Origin of the sequence: Rhizobium laguerreae (assembly GCF_002008165.1) — a bacterium.
Lineage (GTDB): Bacteria > Pseudomonadota > Alphaproteobacteria > Rhizobiales > Rhizobiaceae > Rhizobium > Rhizobium laguerreae.
On record NZ_MRDM01000029.1, the window covers coordinates 195,359 to 213,010 of the forward strand.

Genomic DNA, 17,652 nt, shown 5'->3' on the forward strand with positions numbered 1-17,652 from the left:
CCGCTCACACCTTTGGGCATCATGCTCTGTCAGACGCCGTCCTTTTCGGCGCTCGCCGCCATATGGGTGAGATCGTCCCAGAGGCTTTCGGCAAAACTGCGCAGGACCGTGAGTTCGAAGCTGTCATCGCCGGTGCGGACGATCTGCACCGAGAGATGACCGACCATTGTCATGGCCGAATGGCCTTCCGGAAAGACGGAAGGATCGAGATCGACGGCGGTCCCCCTTGAGAGAAGCCCCCGCGAAGAACGGCCGGAAACGCCGATACGCACGCGCCCGTGGCTCTGGTCCATGACGAAGGCCTTTCCCGCAAGCGCTGCAACGAGAGCATCGAGGCTGGCGGGCACGAACGGTTCGTCGCCGGCGACGAACCATTGGCGGAAACCCGCCTGGCGGATCGAACTTTGCGCAAAGCCTGCTTTCACCAATTCCGTGGCGAGCGCGGTGGGCTCGATCGCGCCGAGCACATGCAGGAGATGGCCCTCCGGCAAGGCTTCCAGCCGGACGCCCGCCCCTGAGATGCCGTTATATGCCATGCCGGCAAGAACCGGTTTGTGCTGCGGAAGATCACGCATGGAGCTTCTCGTTTTCGGGATCGATGAAGACGGGATGGCAGAGCACCGCATCGGTGATTTCGTTGCGCAGGCCGTTCCAGACCGTCACCTTTTCACCGATGCGCTCCGGCCCACGCCTGACGAGCGCCAGGCCGATCGTATGGCCGAGCCCCGGCGAAAACGCGCTTGAGGTGACGTAGCCCTGGTCGTTCTCGAGCGTCGCCGCAGCACCCTCGGCAAGAATATGCGAGCCGGTGCGGAAGCCGGTTGCCGGATTAAGCGGCTTGACGCCGACGAGGCGGGGCCGCTCGGGATCCTGCAGCCCTTCGCGGGCAAGCATTGCCTTGCCGATGAAATCCGGCTTGGTTGATGAAACCATGCGGCCGAAACCGAGGTCACCAGGCGTCACCGTACCGTTGATTTCGGCATGGGTGACATGACCCTTCTCGATGCGCATGACGCCAAGCGCTTCGGCGCCATAGGCGCAGATGCCATATCTCTCGCCCGCCGCCATGACCGCATCGGCAACGCCTTCGCCGTAGCCGGCGGGTACTGCCAGCTCGTAGGCAAGTTCGCCGGAGAAGGAGATCCGGAAGAGCCGGCCTTCGAGGCGGCCGCCGAAGAGGGATACCTTGCGGGCGCTCATGAAGGGGAAGGCCGCATCCGACAAATCCTCGTCGACGATCTCCTGGAGAATGGTACGCGACTTCGGCCCGGCGACGGCCATCTGCGCCCATTGATCGGTCGAGGAGGCGAAGCAGACGTCGAGGTCCGGCCACACCGTCTGGGCGCAGAATTCGAGATGGGTCAGCACGCCGGCGGCGAGCGCCGTCGTCGTCGTCATGAAGAAATGCTCGTCACTGAACCGGCTGGTGGTGCCGTCATCATAGATGAAGCCGTCCTCACGCAGCATGATGCCGTAACGCGCCTTGCCGACGGCGAGCTTGGCGAAGCCGTTACAGTAGATGCGATCGAGGAAGGTCGCGGCATCCTTGCCAAAGATTTCGATCTTGCCGAGGGTCGAGACATCGCAGAGGCCGGCATTCTTCCGGATGTTCAGCACCTCGCGGTCGACGCTTTGGCGCCACGTCGCCTCGCCGGCGCGCGGAAACCAGGCGGAACGGTACCAGAGGCCGGTTTCGACGAAGACCGCGCCGTTCTTCTCGGCCCAGCCATGCAGCGGCGATTTGCGCGCCGGCTGGAAATGTTTGCCGCGCGACGTCCCGGTCAAAGCGCCGAAGGAAACCGGCGTATAGAAGGGCCGGAACGTTGTCGTTCCCACTTCGGCAGGTGACACGCCACGCGCCTCGGCAAGAATTCCGATGGCGTTGATGTTGGAAAGCTTGCCCTGATCGGTCGCCATGCCTGATGTCGTGTAACGCTTGGCGAGTTCGACATGGCCGTAGCCTTCGCGGACAGCGAGACCCAAATCCTTGAGATGCACGTCGTTCTGATAATCGACGAAAGCCTTGCTCTTCGAACCCTTCACCGACCAGAGCGGCTTTGCCTGCGCGGCCGTCTCGGACGCCGCGCCAAAGGCCGGCTCCACCGTTGCGAAGCCGATCATCTTCAATGCGGCAGCTGCCTTTGCGGCGCCATCCCCAAGGCAGGTCGCCGTCTTCGCAAGGCCGGCGGCCGAGCCGGCAACGGCAAGACTTTCCTGCTGGGCGGGCGCCAGAAACGCCGAGGCCTCGTGCGACCATTGCGGCTTCGCGCCGCGATGACAGGCAAGATGAATGATTGGGCTCCAGCCGCCTGACATGGCAAGCGCATCCGCTTCGATACGGCGGGTGCCGTCTGCGGTCTTGACGTTGACGCCGCGCAGGCTCTTGCCGCCAAACGCATCGATGACCCTGGCACCCTCCAGCACTTCGGCGCGGCCCTGCCAACTCCCACCTCCATCCCCGCGGCTGTCGACGATCGCCGCGACCGCGAGGCCGGCGGCCTCGAGATCGGCGGCGGTGCGATATCCGGCGTCGTTGGTGGTGAAGATGACAGTGCTTCTGCCGGGTGCGACCGCCTGTCGATTGAGGTAGCTGCGCATCGCGCCTGCCATCATCACACCGGGAATATCGTTGCCGCCGAAGACGAGCGGACGCTCCTCGGCGCCGGTTGCAAGGATCGCCTGGCGGGCGACGATGCGCCACAACCGTTCGACGGGGCGTTCCGGGTCGGGTATCGCCACGTGCTTCTGCACCCGTTCGACCGCGCCGAAGACATTGTCATCGTACCAGCCGAACACCGTCATGCGCGGCAGGAAGCGCACATTCTCCAGGCTCGCCAGTTCGGCAAGCAGCTCACCGAGAAGCGCGTCATCCTCGCCGTCGATGGTGCCGCTGTCGGAAAGCAGGCTGCCGCCGAGTTCGGATCCCTCGTCGGCGAGGATGACGCGCGCACCGGCGCGGCCGGCAGTGAGCGCTGCGGCAAGACCGGCAGGGCCGGCGCCGATCACCAGCAGATCGCAATGCGCCCAGCATTTCTCGTAAGTGTCGGGATCGGCCTCGTAGGAGGCTCTGCCGAGGCCGGCCGCCTTACGGATCACCGGCTCGTAGAGCTTTTCCCAGAGCGCCGCCGGCCACATGAAGGTCTTGTAGTAGAAACCGGCGCTGAGGAAGGGCGACAGCAGTCCGTTGACCGCGCCGACATCGAAGCCGAGCGAGGGCCAGCGGTTCTGACTCTTTGCCGTCAGCCCATGGTAAAGCTCGATCATCGTCGCGCGCGTATTCGGTTCGGTGCGCCCGCCGCTGCCTGTCGTCACCAGCGCGTTCGGTTCGGCAGCCCCCGCCGTCAGAATGCCGCGCGGGCGATGATATTTGAAACTGCGGCCGACGAGTTGGACGCCGTTGGCAAGCAGCGCCGAGGCGAGTGTGTCGCCCGGATGGCCCTCAAGAGGCTTGCCGTCGAAGGTGAAACCGAGCGAAGCAGTGCGGTCGATGCGGCCGCCGGAAGAAAGACGGAAGCTCGTCATGCCGGTTCTCCGCCGAGCTTGGAGAGGGCGGCATCCCTGACGCCGTGGACCGCATGGGTGACGGTATCGCGTTCGACGATCAGCCAGCGGCGGCATCCGGAGGAATGGTGCCAGTATTCGCTGTGCCGGCCCCGCGGATTGTCGCGCAGATAGACATAATCGTACCAGGCCTCCGCACCGGCATCCGGCACCGGCCGAGCAAGGCCGGCATCGCCGCGGATCGAGAACTCCTCCTTCGGTCGGACGCCGCAATGAGGACAGGAAATCAGGCTTGCCATCGTCAAATGTCCTCAGTGCAGATTGGGCTGGGCGCCGACGCCCTTTTCGTCGACCGGATAGCCGCGCGCGAAGCGGTCGAGCCGGAAGGCGCGGGCGGTCTGATGCGGCGCATTGCGGGCGATCAGATGGGCGTAGCAGAAGCCGGAGGCGGGTGTCGCCTTGAAGCCGCCGTAACACCAGCCGGTGTTGAGATAGAGATTGTCGATGTGGGTGCGGTCGATGATCGGCGAGCCGTCCATGCTCATATCCATGACGCCACCCCAGGAGCGCAGATATCGCACGCGCGACAGCGAGGGAATCAGCGCAAGCCCGGCTTCGGCGACATGCTCCACCGAGGCGAGATTGCCGCGCTGGGCATAGGAATTGTAGCCGTCGATGTCGCCGCCGAAGACAAGGCCGCCCTTATCCGACTGGGACGCGTAGAAATGCCCGGCGCCGAAGGTGACGACGGTGTCGATGAACGGTTTGAGCCCTTCGGAGACGAAGGCCTGCAGCACATGGCTTTCGATCGGCAGGCGAAGGCCGGCCATATCGGCGACGACGGTGGAATTGCCGGCGGCCGCCAGCGCCAGCTTGCCGCAGCCGATGAAACCCTTGCTGGTCTCGACGCCGGTAATCTGACCGTTTTCGCGGCGGATGCCGGTCACCTCGCACTGGGTGATGATGTCGACGCCGCGTTGATCGGCGCCGCGCGCATAACCCCAGGCGACCGCATCATGGCGCACCGTGCCGCCGCGCGGCTGGAACAGGCCGCCCATAATCGGGAACCGGGCATTGTCGAAATCGAGGAAGGGCAATTTCTTGCGCACCGCCTGCCGGTCGAGAAGCTCGGCGTCGACGCCGTGCAGCCGCATGGCGTTGCCGCGGCGCGTATAGGCGTCACGCTGCGCGTCGGAATGGAAGAGGTTGAGCACGCCGCGCTGCGAGACCATGGCGTTGAAGTTGAAGTCCTGCTCCAGCCCTTCCCAGAGCTTCATCGACAGCTCGTAGAAGGGATTGTTGCCAGGCAGCAGGTAGTTCGAACGGATGATCGTCGTGTTCCTGCCGATATTGCCCGAGCCGAGATAGCCCTTTTCGAGGACGGCGACATTTGTGACGCCGAATTCCTTGGCAAGATAATAGGCGGTGGCAAGGCCATGGCCGCCGCCGCCGACGATAATGACGTCGTAATGCGGCTTCGGCGCCGGATCGCGCCAGGCCGGCGCCCAGCTTTTGTTGCCGCGAAGGCCGTTCAGGAAAATCGAAAGAGCGGAATAGCGCATGGGTCACCCCGGAAAGAACAGGTGCATGATGCCAGAAAGGGGAGGGCAGACTTGCACAGAAGAGACATTAATCGCTAAGAAAGAGACATGTCCTCGCTTGATAGCAGAAATGTGCAGACGATCGGCTTTATCCTTATCCCGGGATTCGCCCTGATGTCCTATGCCTCGGCGACCGAACCGCTGAGGGCGGCAAATCTTCTGGCTGGACGCGAGATCTATCGGCTGCAGATCTTCTCGTCGGATGGCGCAGCGGCACTCTCCTCCTCGGGTGTCAGCGTGCCTGCCGAACCTCTCCCTGTCAGGGGCGCGGGGCTCGGAACGGCCTTCGTCTGCGCCGGCGGCTTGCCCCGCGACTGGCGGTATCCCGGCGTGCTGTCCTGCTTGCGGCAGCTGTCGCGCGAAGGGGTAAGGATCGGCGGCATCTCGGGCGGCCCCTATCTTATGGCCGCCGCCGGACTGCTTGGCGGCCGCGACTTCACCATCCACTGGGAGCATGCGGCCGCCCTTCTCGAAGCCTTCCCGGGTCTCACGCCGCGCCAGGCGCGCTTCATGATCGACGGCAACAGGATTACCTGCGGCGGCGGCATCGCGCCGCTCGACATGATGCATGTGCTGATCGCCGAGCGCATGGGGCCGGATTTCGCCCGCCGTGTCAGCGACTGGTATCTTCATACAGAGGTCAACGAGCCCGCTGCACCCCAGCGCGCATCCTTGGCCGAGCGTTACGGCGTCCATCATCCCGGCCTGCTTAACGTTCTCGAACGAATGGAGGAGACGATCGAGATGCCGCTCGAGCGTGCCGCCATGGCGCGCATCGCCGGCGTCACGACCCGCCATCTCGACCGGCTCTTTGCTGCCCATCTCGGCACCACCTTTCTTGATCAATACCGCAGGATCAGGCTGCAGCATGCCCATCGGCTGCTGAAGCAGAGCCCGCTTTCCGTCTCGGAAATCGCTGTGGCCACCGGCTTTTCCAGTCTGGGCCATTTTTCCCGCATGTTCCGTGCCGTCTATGGCATCGCCCCGCGTGAGGCACGGCGGGAATAGGTTTTTCTTCACGGTTGAGGAATTTTCACTATGACGATAGGGTTGCCTTCAGAAATGAGAAGGCGGCAGGGGAAAACCCATGAAATCCAAGCGTGCAGCGGCAGAGCAACCGGAACAGGCGAATAGTGGACGCGCTCCCTTTTCCCAGGACCCTCACGCCGTCCGCGAGCCGAAGGAAAACAACCTCGAAATGGCAATCGGCCATGAGGTGCGCGCCTACCGAAAGAAACTCGGCATTACGGTGACCGATCTGGCGGCGGCGACGGGCATTTCGCTCGGCATGCTGTCGAAGATCGAGAACGGCAACATCTCGCCGTCGCTGACGACGCTGCAATCGCTGTCGCGGGCGCTTGGCGTGCCGCTGACGGCCTTCTTCCGACGTTTCGAGGAACCGCGTAACGCTGTCTTCGTCAAGGCAGGCCAGGGTATCGAGCTCGAACGGCGCGGCACGCGCGCCGGCCACCAATATAATCTGCTCGGTCATATCGACAACAATACCAGCGGCGTCATCGTCGAGCCTTACCTCATCACCCTGACGACCGATTCCGACATCTTCCCGACCTTCCAGCACGAGGGGATGGAATTTCTCTATATGCTCGAGGGCGAAGTCGTTTACCGCCACGGCGACCAGCTTTTCCAGATGCAGCCGGGCGACAGCCTGTTCTTCGACGCCGATGCGCCGCATGGGCCGGAGCAACTGGTGAAACTGCCGAGCAAATACCTCTCGATCATCAGCTATCCACAGCAGAGCTCGAAAGGCTGACTTGCCTTAAAAGAAAAAATCTTTCTTCCGAGTTGAAAACCCAAAACAGACCTGCTAGTCCTTTCTCAACACGAACGGAGGTCTGGTCATGTGCGGAATTGTGGGTCTCTTCCTCAAGGATAAAAGTCTCGAACCGGAGCTCGGGGCACTGCTGTCCTCGATGCTGGTGACGATGACGGATCGGGGGCCGGACAGCGCCGGCATCGCGATCTATGGCGACGCCAGCGGCAACAATGCCAAGATCACCATCCAGTCGGCCAATCCGAAGAAGGATTTCGCCGGCCTCGAGGCTGAACTCGGCCAGGCGGTTGGCGCATCGGTCGCCATCCAGGTGAAGAGCACGCATGCCGTCATCACGCTTGCGAAGGATCTACTCGACGCGGGCAAGGCAGCCGTTGCGGAATTGCGTCCGAATGTTCGCATCATGAGCAGCGGAGACGCCATCGAGATCTATAAGGAAACCGGCCTGCCGAAGGATGTCGTCTCCCGCTTCGCGGTCAATTCGATGGCCGGCACCCACGGCATCGGCCATACCCGCATGGCGACGGAATCGGCCGTCACGACGCTCGGCGCCCATCCGTTCTCCACCGGCTCCGACCAATGCCTGGTGCATAATGGCTCGCTGTCCAACCACAACAATCTGCGCCGCGAGCTGAAGCGCGAAGGCATGACCTTCGAAACCGAAAACGACACCGAGGTCGCCGCCGCCTATCTGACGGCTGAGATGGCCAAGGGCAAGAATCTCGGCCAGGCGCTGGAAGGCGCAGTGGATGACCTCGACGGATTCTTCACCTTCGTCGTCGGCACGAAATCCGGCTTCGGCGTCGTGCGCGACGCAATTGCCTGCAAGCCCGCCGTCATGGCCGAAACGGACCAGTATGTCGCATTCGGTTCGGAATACCGGGCGCTCGTCAATCTGCCCGGCATCGAGAATGCCCGGGTCTGGGAGCCGGAGCCTGCAACCGTCTATTTCTGGGATCACCAGAAGGTCGCTTGACCGGCGCCTCATGCGTATTCTCCAAGGGTTTATCGAAACATGCCTGTCATTGATCTTGCCACTACGCCGTTACGTGAACTCAATAGTGCCCTGCACAACATCCAGAACGGTTCGAACCATCTTTCCTTCGAAGTCGTCAATCCGCGCGGCAGCCATTCGGTTGCCGTCGGCATCGATGCGCCCGTCACGGTCGATGTGAAGGGGTCGGTCGGCTATTACTGCGCCGGCATGAACGACGGCGGGACCGTCACCGTTCACGGTTCGGCAGGTCCGGGTGTTGCGGAAAACATGATGTCTGGAACCGTCGTCATCGAGGGGGATGCCAGCCAGTATGCCGGCGCAACCGGCCGCGGCGGCCTCCTTGTCATCAAGGGCAATGCGGCGTCACGCTGCGGCATCTCGATGAAGGGCATCGACATCGTCGTTCATGGCAATATTGGCCACATGTCCGCCTTCATGGGTCAGTCCGGCCACCTCGTGGTGCTCGGCGATGCCGGCGATGCGCTTGGGGATTCGCTCTACGAAGCGAAGCTCTTCGTGCGCGGTTCGGTCAAGAGCCTGGGTGCCGATTGCATCGAAAAGGAGCTGCGTCCCGAGCACCTGACGAAGCTGGCCGAACTTCTTGAAAAGGCGGGCGTGACCGAAGTGAGGCCCGAGGAATTCAAGCGTTACGGCTCGGCCCGCAAGCTTTACAATTTCAATATCGACAACGCCGACGCGTATTAAGGCGAGGGACCATCATGAGCTACCACAACCCCTATACCCCGCCGCGCAAGTCCGCGACCTTCGACGATTACACGCTGGCGGAAATCCGCCGTGCCGCGGCGACCGGCATTTACGACATCCGCGGCGCCGGCACCAAACGGAAGGTTCCTCATTTCGATGACCTGCTGTTTCTCGGCGCATCGATCTCGCGTTATCCGCTCGAAGGTTACCGCGAGAAGTGCGACACATCGGTTGTCCTCGGCGCGCGCTTCGCCAAAAAGCCCATTCATCTGAAGACGCCGATCACCATTGCCGGCATGAGCTTCGGCGCGCTCTCCGGCAATGCCAAGGAAGCGCTCGGACGCGGCGCGACGATTGCCGGAACCTCCACCACGACAGGCGACGGCGGGATGACCGATGAAGAGCGCGGCCATTCACAGACGTTGGTCTACCAGTATCTGCCGTCGCGATACGGCATGAATCCCAAGGACCTGCGTCGCGCCGACGCGATTGAAGTGGTTGTCGGTCAAGGTGCCAAGCCCGGCGGCGGCGGCATGCTGCTCGGCCAGAAGATCTCCGATCGCGTCGCCAACATGCGCAACCTGCCGATGGGCATCGACCAGCGCTCGGCCTGCCGCCATCCGGATTGGACCGGCCCGGACGACCTCGAAATCAAGATCCTGGAACTGCGCGAGATCACCGACTGGGAAAAGCCGATCTATGTGAAGGTCGGCGGCGCGCGGCCTTATTACGATACAGCGCTTGCTGTGAAGGCCGGGGCCGACGTGGTGGTGCTCGATGGCATGCAGGGCGGAACCGCAGCCACGCAGGATGTCTTCATCGAAAATGTCGGCATGCCGACGCTCGCCTGCATCCGCCCCGCGGTCCAGGCGCTGCAGGATCTCGGCATGCATCGCAAGGTGCAACTGATCATCTCGGGCGGCATCCGTTCGGGCGCCGACGTGGCCAAGGCACTGGCGCTCGGCGCCGATGCCGTTGCCATCGGCACGGCGGCGTTGGTTGCGATCGGCGACAACGATCCGCACTGGGAAGAAGAATACCAGAAGCTCGGCACCACGGCCGGCGCCTATGACGATTGGCACGAAGGCAAGGACCCGGCGGGCATCACCACGCAGGATCCGGAGCTGATGAAGCGGCTCGATCCGATCGCCGCCGGCCGCCGTCTCGCCAACTATCTGAAGGTTATGACGCTGGAAGCCCAGACCATCGCGCGCGCCTGCGGCAAGAACCACTTGCACAACCTGGAACCGGAAGATCTTTGCGCGCTGACGATGGAGGCGGCCGCAATGGCCCAGATCCCGCTCGCCGGCACAAATTGGTATCCCGGCAAGGGAGGCTACTGATTTCTACTACCGGCCGGGCAAACATCCCGGCCGCCTCGCATCCATAGGCAAAGTGTCTCGAAGAAATCCAAAGGGGAACGAGAATGACACTGGATCTTGCTGCTTTTGCCAGAGACAAAGGCATCAAATATTTCATGATCAGCTATACCGACCTGTTCGGCGGCCAACGCGCCAAGCTGGTTCCCGCAGAAGCCATCGCCGATATGCAGAGAGATGGCGCCGGCTTTGCGGGCTTCGCAACCTGGCTGGATTTGACACCTGCCCATCCCGATTTGTTCGCGCTTCCCGATGCTTCCTCCGTCATCCAGCTCCCCTGGAAGAAAGACGTCGCTTGGGTTGCCGCCGACTGCGTCATGGACGATCAGCCTGTCGAACAGGCACCGCGCGTGGTGCTGAAAAGACTGGTCGCTGAAGCTGCGAAAGAAGGGCTCCGGGTGAAAACCGGCGTGGAGCCCGAGTTCTTTCTCATCTCCGCGGACGGCTCGGTGATTTCAGACCAGTTCGATACAGCCGAAAAGCCTTGCTACGATCAGCAGGCCGTGATGCGTCGCTATGATGTCATCGCCGAGATTTGCGACTACATGCTCGAGCTCGGCTGGAAGCCCTATCAGAACGACCACGAGGACGCGAACGGCCAGTTCGAGATGAACTGGGAGTATGACGACGCGCTTCAGACGGCAGACAAGCACTCCTTCTTCAAGTTCATGGTCAAGTCGGTCGCCGAAAAGCACGGCCTTCGCGCTACGTTCATGCCGAAGCCCTTCAAGGGCCTGACCGGCAACGGGTGCCATGCCCACATCTCGGTCTGGGACGTCGGTGGCAAGGTCAACGCCTTCGCGGACAAGGAAATGCCATTTGGCCTCTCCGCTCAGGGCAAAACCTTCCTCGGCGGCATCATGAAACATGCTTCCGCGCTTGCCGCGATCACCAATCCGACGGTCAATTCCTATAAGCGCATCAACGCGCCGCGCACCACATCGGGCGCCACCTGGGCGCCGAACACCGTCACCTGGACGGGCAACAACCGCACCCACATGGTGCGCGTGCCGGGGCCGGGCCGCTTCGAGCTGCGCCTGCCCGATGGGGCTGTTAATCCCTACCTGCTGCAAGCGATCATCATCGCGGCCGGCCTCGACGGCGTTCGCTGCCAGGCAGACCCCGGCCGCCACTACGATATCGACATGTATGCCGAGGGGTACCTGGTGAAGGACGCGCCGCGCCTGCCGCTCAACCTGCTTGACGCGCTGCGCGCTTATGATGCCGACGAGGGCTTGAAGCAGGCGATCGGGGCCGAGTTTTCCGCCGCCTATCTCAAGCTCAAGCATCAGGAATGGAATGCCTACTGCTCGCATTTCACCCAGTGGGAACGCGACAGCACGCTCGATATCTGAGTGGCCTAGACGCGTCCAATGACAGGCTAACGCGCCGGGGCGAACAAGCTCCGGCGTGATCGGGCCCCTGCACTTGATATGGCGAAGAAAGTGACAGCATGAAGAGTTTCGTACTCACCGTATCCTGCAAGTCGACGCGCGGCATCGTCGCGGCGATTTCGAGCTATCTGGCCGACAGGGGCTGCAACATCATCGACAGCTCGCAGTTCGACGATCTCGATACCGGCAAGTTCTTCATGCGCGTCGGCTTCATTTCGGAAGAGGGGCTTTCGGGCGCCGATATCGACGCCGGTTTCGCGACCGTCGCCGCTCCTTTCGAAATGGATTATGATTTTCACGACAGCGAGAAGCGCATGAAGGTGCTGCTGATGGTGTCGCGTTTCGGCCATTGTCTGAACGACCTGCTTTACCGCTGGAAGATCGGCGCGCTGCCGATCGATATCGTCGGCGTCGTCTCCAATCATTTCGACTACCAGAAGGTCGTGGTCAACCACGACATTCCCTTTCACCATATTCCGGTCACCAAGGCCAACAAGGCGCAGGCCGAGGCCCATATCATGGACGTGGCCGAGCAGACCGGCACCGAGCTGATCGTGCTCGCCCGCTACATGCAGATCCTGTCGGACGAGATGTGCCAGAATATGTCCGGGAAGATCATCAATATCCACCATTCCTTCCTGCCGAGCTTCAAGGGCGCCAATCCTTACAAACAAGCCTATCAACGCGGCGTGAAGCTGATCGGGGCCACGGCGCATTACGTCACCGCCGATCTCGACGAAGGCCCGATCATCGAACAGGACACGGCGCGCATCACCCATGCGCAGTCACCCGACGACTATGTCTCGATCGGCCGCGATGTCGAAAGCCAGGTGCTGGCGCGGGCCATCCACGCCCATATCCATCACCGCACCTTCATCAACGGCAATCGCACCGTGGTCTTCCCGGCAAGCCCCGGCAGCTACGCCTCGGAACGCATGGGTTAGAGGCGGGTTGAGGGACGGCAAAAGCGTAGCCGTATCCCTCATTCATTCGGTGAGGGATGCAGCGAGGGCGCCGAAAGTTTTGGGAAATGCATGTCGGGCGGGCTTGCCACGGCGCGAAAGACGAATATAGTCAGGAAATAAATATTCCGTAGAGGAAACAAAAGGGAACGGACAATGGCTTTATCATGGCGTTTCTCCGTCTTGGCGGATCGGCATCGCGCTCTGGGATCGAAGCTCGAGGACTGGAGCGGCATGGGCACCGCCTGGACCTACGACAAGGACATGTCGGAAGAGCATGTCGCCGTCCGCACCAAGGCCGGCATCATGGATGTCTCGGGCCTGAAGAAGGTGCACCTGGTCGGCCCGCACGCCATCGCCGTGCTCGACCACATCACCACCCGCGACCTGACGAAGATCTACCCCGGCCGCTCGGTCTACGCGACCATGCTGAACGAGCGCGGCCACTTCACCGACGACTGCATCGTCTATCGCACCGGCCCGAATTCCTGGATGCTCGTGCATGGCTCCGGCTCCGGCCACGAGGAACTCGTCAAGCAGGCGGCGGGCCGCAATTGCGCGGTGCTCTTCGACGATGACCTGCATGACCTGTCGCTGCAGGGTCCGATCGCGGTCGACTATCTCGCCAAATATGTGCCCGGCATCCGCGACCTCAAATATTTCCACCACATGCAGACGACGCTGTTCGGCGCGCCGGTGATGATCTCGCGCACCGGTTATACCGGCGAACGCGGCTACGAGATCTTCGTGCGCGGCCAGGACGCCGTCATGGTCTGGGACCGGATCGTCGAGGAAGGCAAGGAGATGGGCATCATCCCCTGCTGCTTCTCCGTTCTCGACATGCTGCGGGTCGAAAGCTACCTGCTGTTCTACCCCTATGACAATTCGCAGATGTATCCCTTCGCCGACCAGCCGCCCGGCGACAGCCTCTGGGAACTCGGCCTCGACTTTACCGTCAGCCCCGGCAAGACGGGTTTCCGCGGCGCCGAGGAACATGCGCGCCTCAAGGGCAAGGAACGCTTCAAGATCTTCGGCATGCTGATCGATGCCGACGGACCGGCCGACCTCGGCGACGAAGTCTTTGCCGACGGCAAAAAGGTCGGCGTCATCACCTGCCCGAGCTATTCGTCGCTGACGAAGAAATCCATGGCGATTGCCCGTCTGGACGTTGACAAGGCGATGCATGGGACGAAACTCGAAGTCCGCGGCAAGACCGTGAAGGCAAGCGCCACCGCCCACACGCTTCCCTTCGACGATCCGGAGAAGAAAAAGAGGATTGCCGTAGGTTAAGGAGCACGCGAATGCTCGTTGCAGGCATCAAAAGCCGACCAGTCTACACGGGCTTGACCATCCAGCCGCGCGCCCGGCGGCACATTTTCGCGCTTGAAGGGGAGGGCGCCAAGGCTCTGCTCGATCAGCAGCCGGAGCTTGACGAAACAGCTCTTTCCCGCAGCGAAATCCTCTATGTCGCCCGCGGCTCGCAGGGTACTGGCCTGGACGAGGCGCTGGCCCGCCTCGGCGCCGACATGTTCTTCACGGCGCCGACGATCGCCACGCTGCTCTTCCGATTGAAGGGTTCGCTTGCCACCGCCCATATGGGCACGCGGCTTTATCTGTCGGGCACGGAAGGCTTCATCGGCCAGGCAATGCTCGTGGCGCTCGATTACGGCATGGACCATGCCTCTATTATCACCGAGCATCGCGGCTCCCTGGCCCGGCGCGTACAGTGCGTCCATTGCAAGGGCATCACCGACGACGTCACCACCAGCCCCTTCAATTGTAGCCATTGCGGGCTGCCCCTTCTGGTGCGCGACCATTATTCGCGCCGGCTGGCTGCCTTCCAGGGCGTCAACATCGATGCGGAAGAACCGGGCAGCGCGCCTGATCCGGAGGAGTTGTTCCTTTGAGCGGTGGCACTGAAATTCCTGTCCGCGTGACGAGGATCACGCCGATCGCCGAGCGGGTCAAGCGCTTCCGTTTCGAGCGCCTTGACGGCAAGCCGATGCCCTATTTCTCCGGCGGCGCCCATGTCATCGTTTTGATGAACGATGGCGGCCATATGCGCCGCAACGCCTATTCGCTGATGTCGCCGCCGCATGATTGCGCAGCCTATGAGATCAGCGTTCTGCACATCGAGGATTCGCGCGGCGGCTCCACCTTCATGCATGAGAAGGTCCGCGAAGGCGACGAGCTGAAGGTCAGCTATCCCGTCAACCTGTTCCAGCCGGACTGGCGCGGGCGCAAGCACCTGCTGATCGCCGGCGGCATCGGCATTACCCCCTTCATCGCGATGATGGAGCAGTTTTCCCGCGAGGGCGCCAATTTCGAACTGCATTATGCCATCCGCACGCGCGACCGCGGTGCCTATTGGCGGCAACTCGTCGAGCGCTATGGCGGACATCGCATCAAGATCTATTGCGATGCCGAAGGCGGCGCCATCCCGTTGACACGCCTGCTCGACAGCCAACCGCTCGGCACGCATCTCTATGTCTGCGGCCCGTCCGGGATGATCGACGGCGTGCTGAAAACCGGCCTCAACGCCGGCTGGCCGGAGCAGAACCTGCATTCGGAACGGTTCCTGTCGTCTCTGCCAGGCAAGCCCTTCGCGATCGAGCTCCTGCGGTCCGGCAAGACCGTGAAGGTCGGCCATCACGAAAGCATGCTGGAGGCGATCGAGGCGGCGGGCGTCGACGCGCCCTTCCTCTGTCGCGGCGGCGCCTGTGGTCAATGCGAGACCGGGGTCGTCACCTGCGACGGCAAGCTGCTGCACCATGACGTCTATCTGACGAACGAAGAAAAAACATCTGGCCGCAAGGTGATGATCTGCGTTTCCCGCTTCGAGGGAAACACGCTGCATCTTGATCTCTAGCGGCATCGGAAGCGGAACAAGGAGACCGGACATGGCAATCGTCTTCAAGCAGGAAACCTTCCGGAACGATTTCAGCTATCGGAACAGCCCCGAAAACATCCGGCGTTTCCCGTTTCCGTTCGACCGCGACGAATACATGTATTCGGTCAATATGGAGCCGCATGTGCACGGCCGGGCGGGAACCGTCTACGAAAGCCTGATCGACGTCGACGAGCATTATGTCGCCGAGATGCACGACCGGGCGTTGGTCCTGAAGGAAGATCCGCTGCGCTATCAGGCCCTGCCGCACATGATGAGCGCGCAATGGGATACGCTCGAACTTTTGATGGAAGAGCAGGCGGCGGGTTACCCCGACCATTTCACCCTGATCCGCGACGGCGACCAGTGGCGCTGGATCAACCGCCCACTCGGTATCGACGACAGCTTCACCTTCGGTGATGCTTCGACGCTGCCCTATGAGCCCTTCGAATATATCACCCGCCAGGCCCAGGGCGATTTCTGCATCGTCGACCAGCGCGACAGCAATCTCTGGATGGACGCCGGCATGGTGACGACGCAGGCCGACTGGTCGCTCGATTTTGATATCGGCATGAATTTCATGGAATGGCACGGGCCGGTGCCGCTCGCCCACCAGATCGGCGTCTTCGACCGGGCGCTGAAATTCCTGCTGAACCTGCAGCAGGGCAAGCCGACACGGCGCTTCAACTGGACGATGACGATCAATCCGCGCCTCGACACCAGCCCGGAGAATTATCACAAATGGGGTCCTGACCGCACGACGGTGACGCCGGACAATGTCGGCGAAAAGGTGCATCTGCGCGTCGAGCTGCAAAGCCTCTGGCGCCTGCCGCGCTCGAACGCCATCCTCTTCGTCATCCGCTGCTACCTGATGAACATGGAAGAGCTCGTCACCGTGCCGAAATGGGCACGCCGCTTCCCGCGCGTGCTGAAGACGCTGCCGCCCGAGCTCATCGACTATAAGGGCCTCACCCGCTTCCGCGAGACGACGATCGACTGGCTTGCCAAATATGACGACGGGGCACCGACCAGCCCCGGCATCTATCCGGACTGACACGCAGGACAATGCGATATAATCAAGAGGGGAATGCTTCATGACAAGAGTAGCCGTCATCGGTGCCGGGCCTTCCGGGCTGGCGCAGTTGCGCGCCTTTCAATCGGCCGCCCAGAAGGGCGCCGAAACCCCGGAGATCGTCTGCTTCGAAAAGCAGTCGGATTGGGGCGGGCTCTGGAACTATACCTGGCGCACCGGCCTCGACGAATATGGCGAGCCGGTCCATGGCAGCATGTATCGTTACCTCTGGTCGAACGGTCCGAAGGAATGCCTCGAATTCGCCGACTATTCCTTCGAGGAGCATTTCGGCAAGCCGATCGCCTCCTACCCGCCGCGCGCCGTGCTCTGGGATTACATCAAGGGCCGCGTCGAGAAAGCCAACGTCCGCCACTGGGTGCGCTTCAGCACGCCGGTGCGCATGGTGCGCTTCGACGATGAGACGAAGAAGTTCACGGTGACGGCGCATAACCGCATCGAAGACCGGATGTATGACGAGGAGTTCGACTATGTCGTCGTGGCATCGGGTCACTTCTCGACGCCGAATGTGCCCTATTTCGAAGGCGTGAAGACCTTCAACGGCCGCGTGCTGCATGCCCACGATTTCCGCGACGCGCTGGAGTTCAAGGGCAAAGATATCCTCATAGTCGGCCGCAGCTATTCGGCCGAGGACATCGGCTCGCAATGCTGGAAATACGGCGCGAAATCGGTGACGACCAGCTATCGCTCGAAGCCGATGGGCTTCAAATGGCCGGAGAATTTCGAGGAGCGGCCGCTGCTGGTGAAGCTCGAAAACCGCACGGCGCATTTCCTCGACGGCTCGACCAAGGAGGTCGATGCCGTGATCCTCTGCACCGGCTACCAGCACCATTTCCCCTTCCTGCCCGATGATCTCCGGCTGAAGACCGCCAACCGCCTTTGGGCCGACAGCCTCTACAAGGGGGTGATTTTCGACAAGAACCCGCGGCTTTTCTATATCGGCATGCAGGACCAGTTCTACACCTTCAACATGTTCGACGTGCAGGCCTGGTGGGCGCGCGACGTGATGATGGGTCGCATCACCCTGCCATCCGAAGAGGAGCTGAAAGCCAATTTCGACATGTGGCGCGCCCGTGAGGAAACGCTCGAGGATGCCGAGCAGATGATCTGGTATCAGGGCGACTATGTGAAGGAACTGCTCGCCGAAACCGATTATCCCAACTTCGACATCGAGGGGACCAACCAGACCTTCATGGAGTGGGAACATCACAAGGCTCACAACATCATGGGCTTCCGCGACCATGCCTACCGATCGCTGATGACCGGCAATATATCGCCGACGCACCACACGCCCTGGGTCGAGGCGCTCGACGATTCCATGGAGGAATATCTGCGCAACTGACG

At 62.0% G+C, this 17,652-nt stretch carries 16 protein-coding genes; 12 read left to right on the forward strand and 4 right to left on the reverse strand.

Annotation, left to right across the window (positions count from 1 at the left end; translation table 11 throughout):
• Positions 1-29: 29 nt before the first annotated feature.
• Genes BS630_RS28250 through BS630_RS28265 form a run of 4 tightly spaced genes read right to left on the reverse strand, consistent with a single transcriptional unit; the run spans position 30 to position 5,063 of the window.
• Positions 30-575: a sarcosine oxidase subunit gamma gene (locus tag BS630_RS28250; RefSeq protein WP_077980027.1), complete on the reverse strand. Its 546-nt coding sequence runs from the start codon at positions 573-575 to the stop codon at positions 30-32.
• On the reverse strand, positions 568-3,522 hold the full coding sequence (locus tag BS630_RS28255; protein ID WP_077980028.1) for a sarcosine oxidase subunit alpha family protein: 2,955 nt from the start codon (positions 3,520-3,522) through the stop codon (positions 568-570). Before BS630_RS28255 ends, BS630_RS28250 begins: the two co-directional genes overlap by 8 nt.
• Positions 3,519-3,800 carry a sarcosine oxidase subunit delta gene (locus tag BS630_RS28260; protein WP_077980029.1) on the reverse strand — a complete coding sequence of 94 codons (282 nt, stop codon included), beginning with the start codon at positions 3,798-3,800 and terminating at the stop codon, positions 3,519-3,521. The genes BS630_RS28255 and BS630_RS28260 overlap by 4 nt, the downstream gene beginning before the upstream one ends.
• A gap of 12 nt (positions 3,801-3,812) precedes the next feature.
• The gene (locus tag BS630_RS28265) at positions 3,813-5,063 is read right to left on the reverse strand and encodes a sarcosine oxidase subunit beta family protein (protein ID WP_077980030.1); all 1,251 of its coding nucleotides are present in this window, start codon (positions 5,061-5,063) and stop codon (positions 3,813-3,815) included.
• Between the two features lie 87 nt (positions 5,064-5,150).
• Between BS630_RS28265 and BS630_RS28270 the strand changes: the two genes are divergently transcribed.
• The 12 genes from BS630_RS28270 (at position 5,151) to BS630_RS28325 (ending at position 17,650) form a co-directional block, all read left to right on the forward strand.
• Complete coding sequence (locus tag BS630_RS28270; RefSeq protein ID WP_077980031.1) at positions 5,151-6,110, forward strand: GlxA family transcriptional regulator; 960 nt, start codon at positions 5,151-5,153, stop codon at positions 6,108-6,110.
• Positions 6,111-6,189: 79 nt separating this feature from the next.
• A complete protein-coding gene (locus tag BS630_RS28275; protein ID WP_077980032.1) occupies positions 6,190-6,873 on the forward strand; it encodes a helix-turn-helix domain-containing protein in 684 nt (227 codons plus the stop codon).
• Positions 6,874-6,961: 88 nt separating this feature from the next.
• Positions 6,962-7,870 (forward strand): class II glutamine amidotransferase, encoded by a 909-nt coding sequence (locus tag BS630_RS28280; RefSeq protein ID WP_077980033.1) that lies wholly within the window; start codon positions 6,962-6,964, stop codon positions 7,868-7,870.
• Between the two features lie 39 nt (positions 7,871-7,909).
• Positions 7,910-8,596, forward strand: coding sequence for a GltB/FmdC/FwdC-like GXGXG domain-containing protein (locus BS630_RS28285; protein ID WP_077980034.1), 687 nt, complete (start codon positions 7,910-7,912; stop codon positions 8,594-8,596).
• A 14-nt stretch (positions 8,597-8,610) separates the two neighbouring features.
• Positions 8,611-9,939: an FMN-binding glutamate synthase family protein gene (locus tag BS630_RS28290; RefSeq protein ID WP_077980035.1), complete on the forward strand. Its 1,329-nt coding sequence runs from the start codon at positions 8,611-8,613 to the stop codon at positions 9,937-9,939.
• Positions 9,940-10,022: 83 nt separating this feature from the next.
• A complete protein-coding gene (gene glnT / locus BS630_RS28295; protein ID WP_077980036.1) occupies positions 10,023-11,330 on the forward strand; it encodes a type III glutamate--ammonia ligase in 1,308 nt (435 codons plus the stop codon).
• A gap of 98 nt (positions 11,331-11,428) precedes the next feature.
• Positions 11,429-12,313: a formyltetrahydrofolate deformylase gene (gene purU, locus BS630_RS28300; protein WP_077980037.1), complete on the forward strand. Its 885-nt coding sequence runs from the start codon at positions 11,429-11,431 to the stop codon at positions 12,311-12,313.
• Between the two features lie 174 nt (positions 12,314-12,487).
• Positions 12,488-13,621, forward strand: coding sequence for an aminomethyl transferase family protein (locus tag BS630_RS28305; protein ID WP_077980038.1), 1,134 nt, complete (start codon positions 12,488-12,490; stop codon positions 13,619-13,621).
• 11 nt (positions 13,622-13,632) lie between these two features.
• Positions 13,633-14,238 carry a dimethylamine monooxygenase subunit DmmA family protein gene (locus BS630_RS28310; protein ID WP_077980039.1) on the forward strand — a complete coding sequence of 202 codons (606 nt, stop codon included), beginning with the start codon at positions 13,633-13,635 and terminating at the stop codon, positions 14,236-14,238.
• Positions 14,235-15,200, forward strand: a complete 966-nt coding sequence (locus BS630_RS28315; protein ID WP_077980040.1) for a PDR/VanB family oxidoreductase — start codon at positions 14,235-14,237, stop codon at positions 15,198-15,200. The genes BS630_RS28310 and BS630_RS28315 overlap by 4 nt, the downstream gene beginning before the upstream one ends.
• A gap of 31 nt (positions 15,201-15,231) precedes the next feature.
• Positions 15,232-16,272, forward strand: a complete 1,041-nt coding sequence (locus BS630_RS28320; RefSeq protein WP_077980041.1) for a heme-dependent oxidative N-demethylase family protein — start codon at positions 15,232-15,234, stop codon at positions 16,270-16,272.
• A gap of 40 nt (positions 16,273-16,312) precedes the next feature.
• Complete coding sequence (locus BS630_RS28325) at positions 16,313-17,650, forward strand: NAD(P)-binding domain-containing protein (protein WP_077980042.1); 1,338 nt, start codon at positions 16,313-16,315, stop codon at positions 17,648-17,650.
• Positions 17,651-17,652: the final 2 nt, after the last annotated feature.

Coding starts and splice junctions, on each gene's coding strand:
- BS630_RS28250 (WP_077980027.1), bottom strand. CDS start 575: ATGCGTGATCTTCCGCAGCACAAACCGGTTCTTGCCGGCATGGCATAT.
- BS630_RS28255 (WP_077980028.1), bottom strand. CDS start 3,522: ATGACGAGCTTCCGTCTTTCTTCCGGCGGCCGCATCGACCGCACTGCT.
- BS630_RS28260 (WP_077980029.1), bottom strand. CDS start 3,800: ATGGCAAGCCTGATTTCCTGTCCTCATTGCGGCGTCCGACCGAAGGAG.
- BS630_RS28265 (WP_077980030.1), bottom strand. CDS start 5,063: ATGCGCTATTCCGCTCTTTCGATTTTCCTGAACGGCCTTCGCGGCAAC.
- BS630_RS28270 (WP_077980031.1), top strand. CDS start 5,151: ATGTCCTCGCTTGATAGCAGAAATGTGCAGACGATCGGCTTTATCCTT.
- BS630_RS28275 (WP_077980032.1), top strand. CDS start 6,190: ATGAAATCCAAGCGTGCAGCGGCAGAGCAACCGGAACAGGCGAATAGT.
- BS630_RS28280 (WP_077980033.1), top strand. CDS start 6,962: ATGTGCGGAATTGTGGGTCTCTTCCTCAAGGATAAAAGTCTCGAACCG.
- BS630_RS28285 (WP_077980034.1), top strand. CDS start 7,910: ATGCCTGTCATTGATCTTGCCACTACGCCGTTACGTGAACTCAATAGT.
- BS630_RS28290 (WP_077980035.1), top strand. CDS start 8,611: ATGAGCTACCACAACCCCTATACCCCGCCGCGCAAGTCCGCGACCTTC.
- glnT (WP_077980036.1), top strand. CDS start 10,023: ATGACACTGGATCTTGCTGCTTTTGCCAGAGACAAAGGCATCAAATAT.
- purU (WP_077980037.1), top strand. CDS start 11,429: ATGAAGAGTTTCGTACTCACCGTATCCTGCAAGTCGACGCGCGGCATC.
- BS630_RS28305 (WP_077980038.1), top strand. CDS start 12,488: ATGGCTTTATCATGGCGTTTCTCCGTCTTGGCGGATCGGCATCGCGCT.
- BS630_RS28310 (WP_077980039.1), top strand. CDS start 13,633: ATGCTCGTTGCAGGCATCAAAAGCCGACCAGTCTACACGGGCTTGACC.
- BS630_RS28320 (WP_077980041.1), top strand. CDS start 15,232: ATGGCAATCGTCTTCAAGCAGGAAACCTTCCGGAACGATTTCAGCTAT.
- BS630_RS28325 (WP_077980042.1), top strand. CDS start 16,313: ATGACAAGAGTAGCCGTCATCGGTGCCGGGCCTTCCGGGCTGGCGCAG.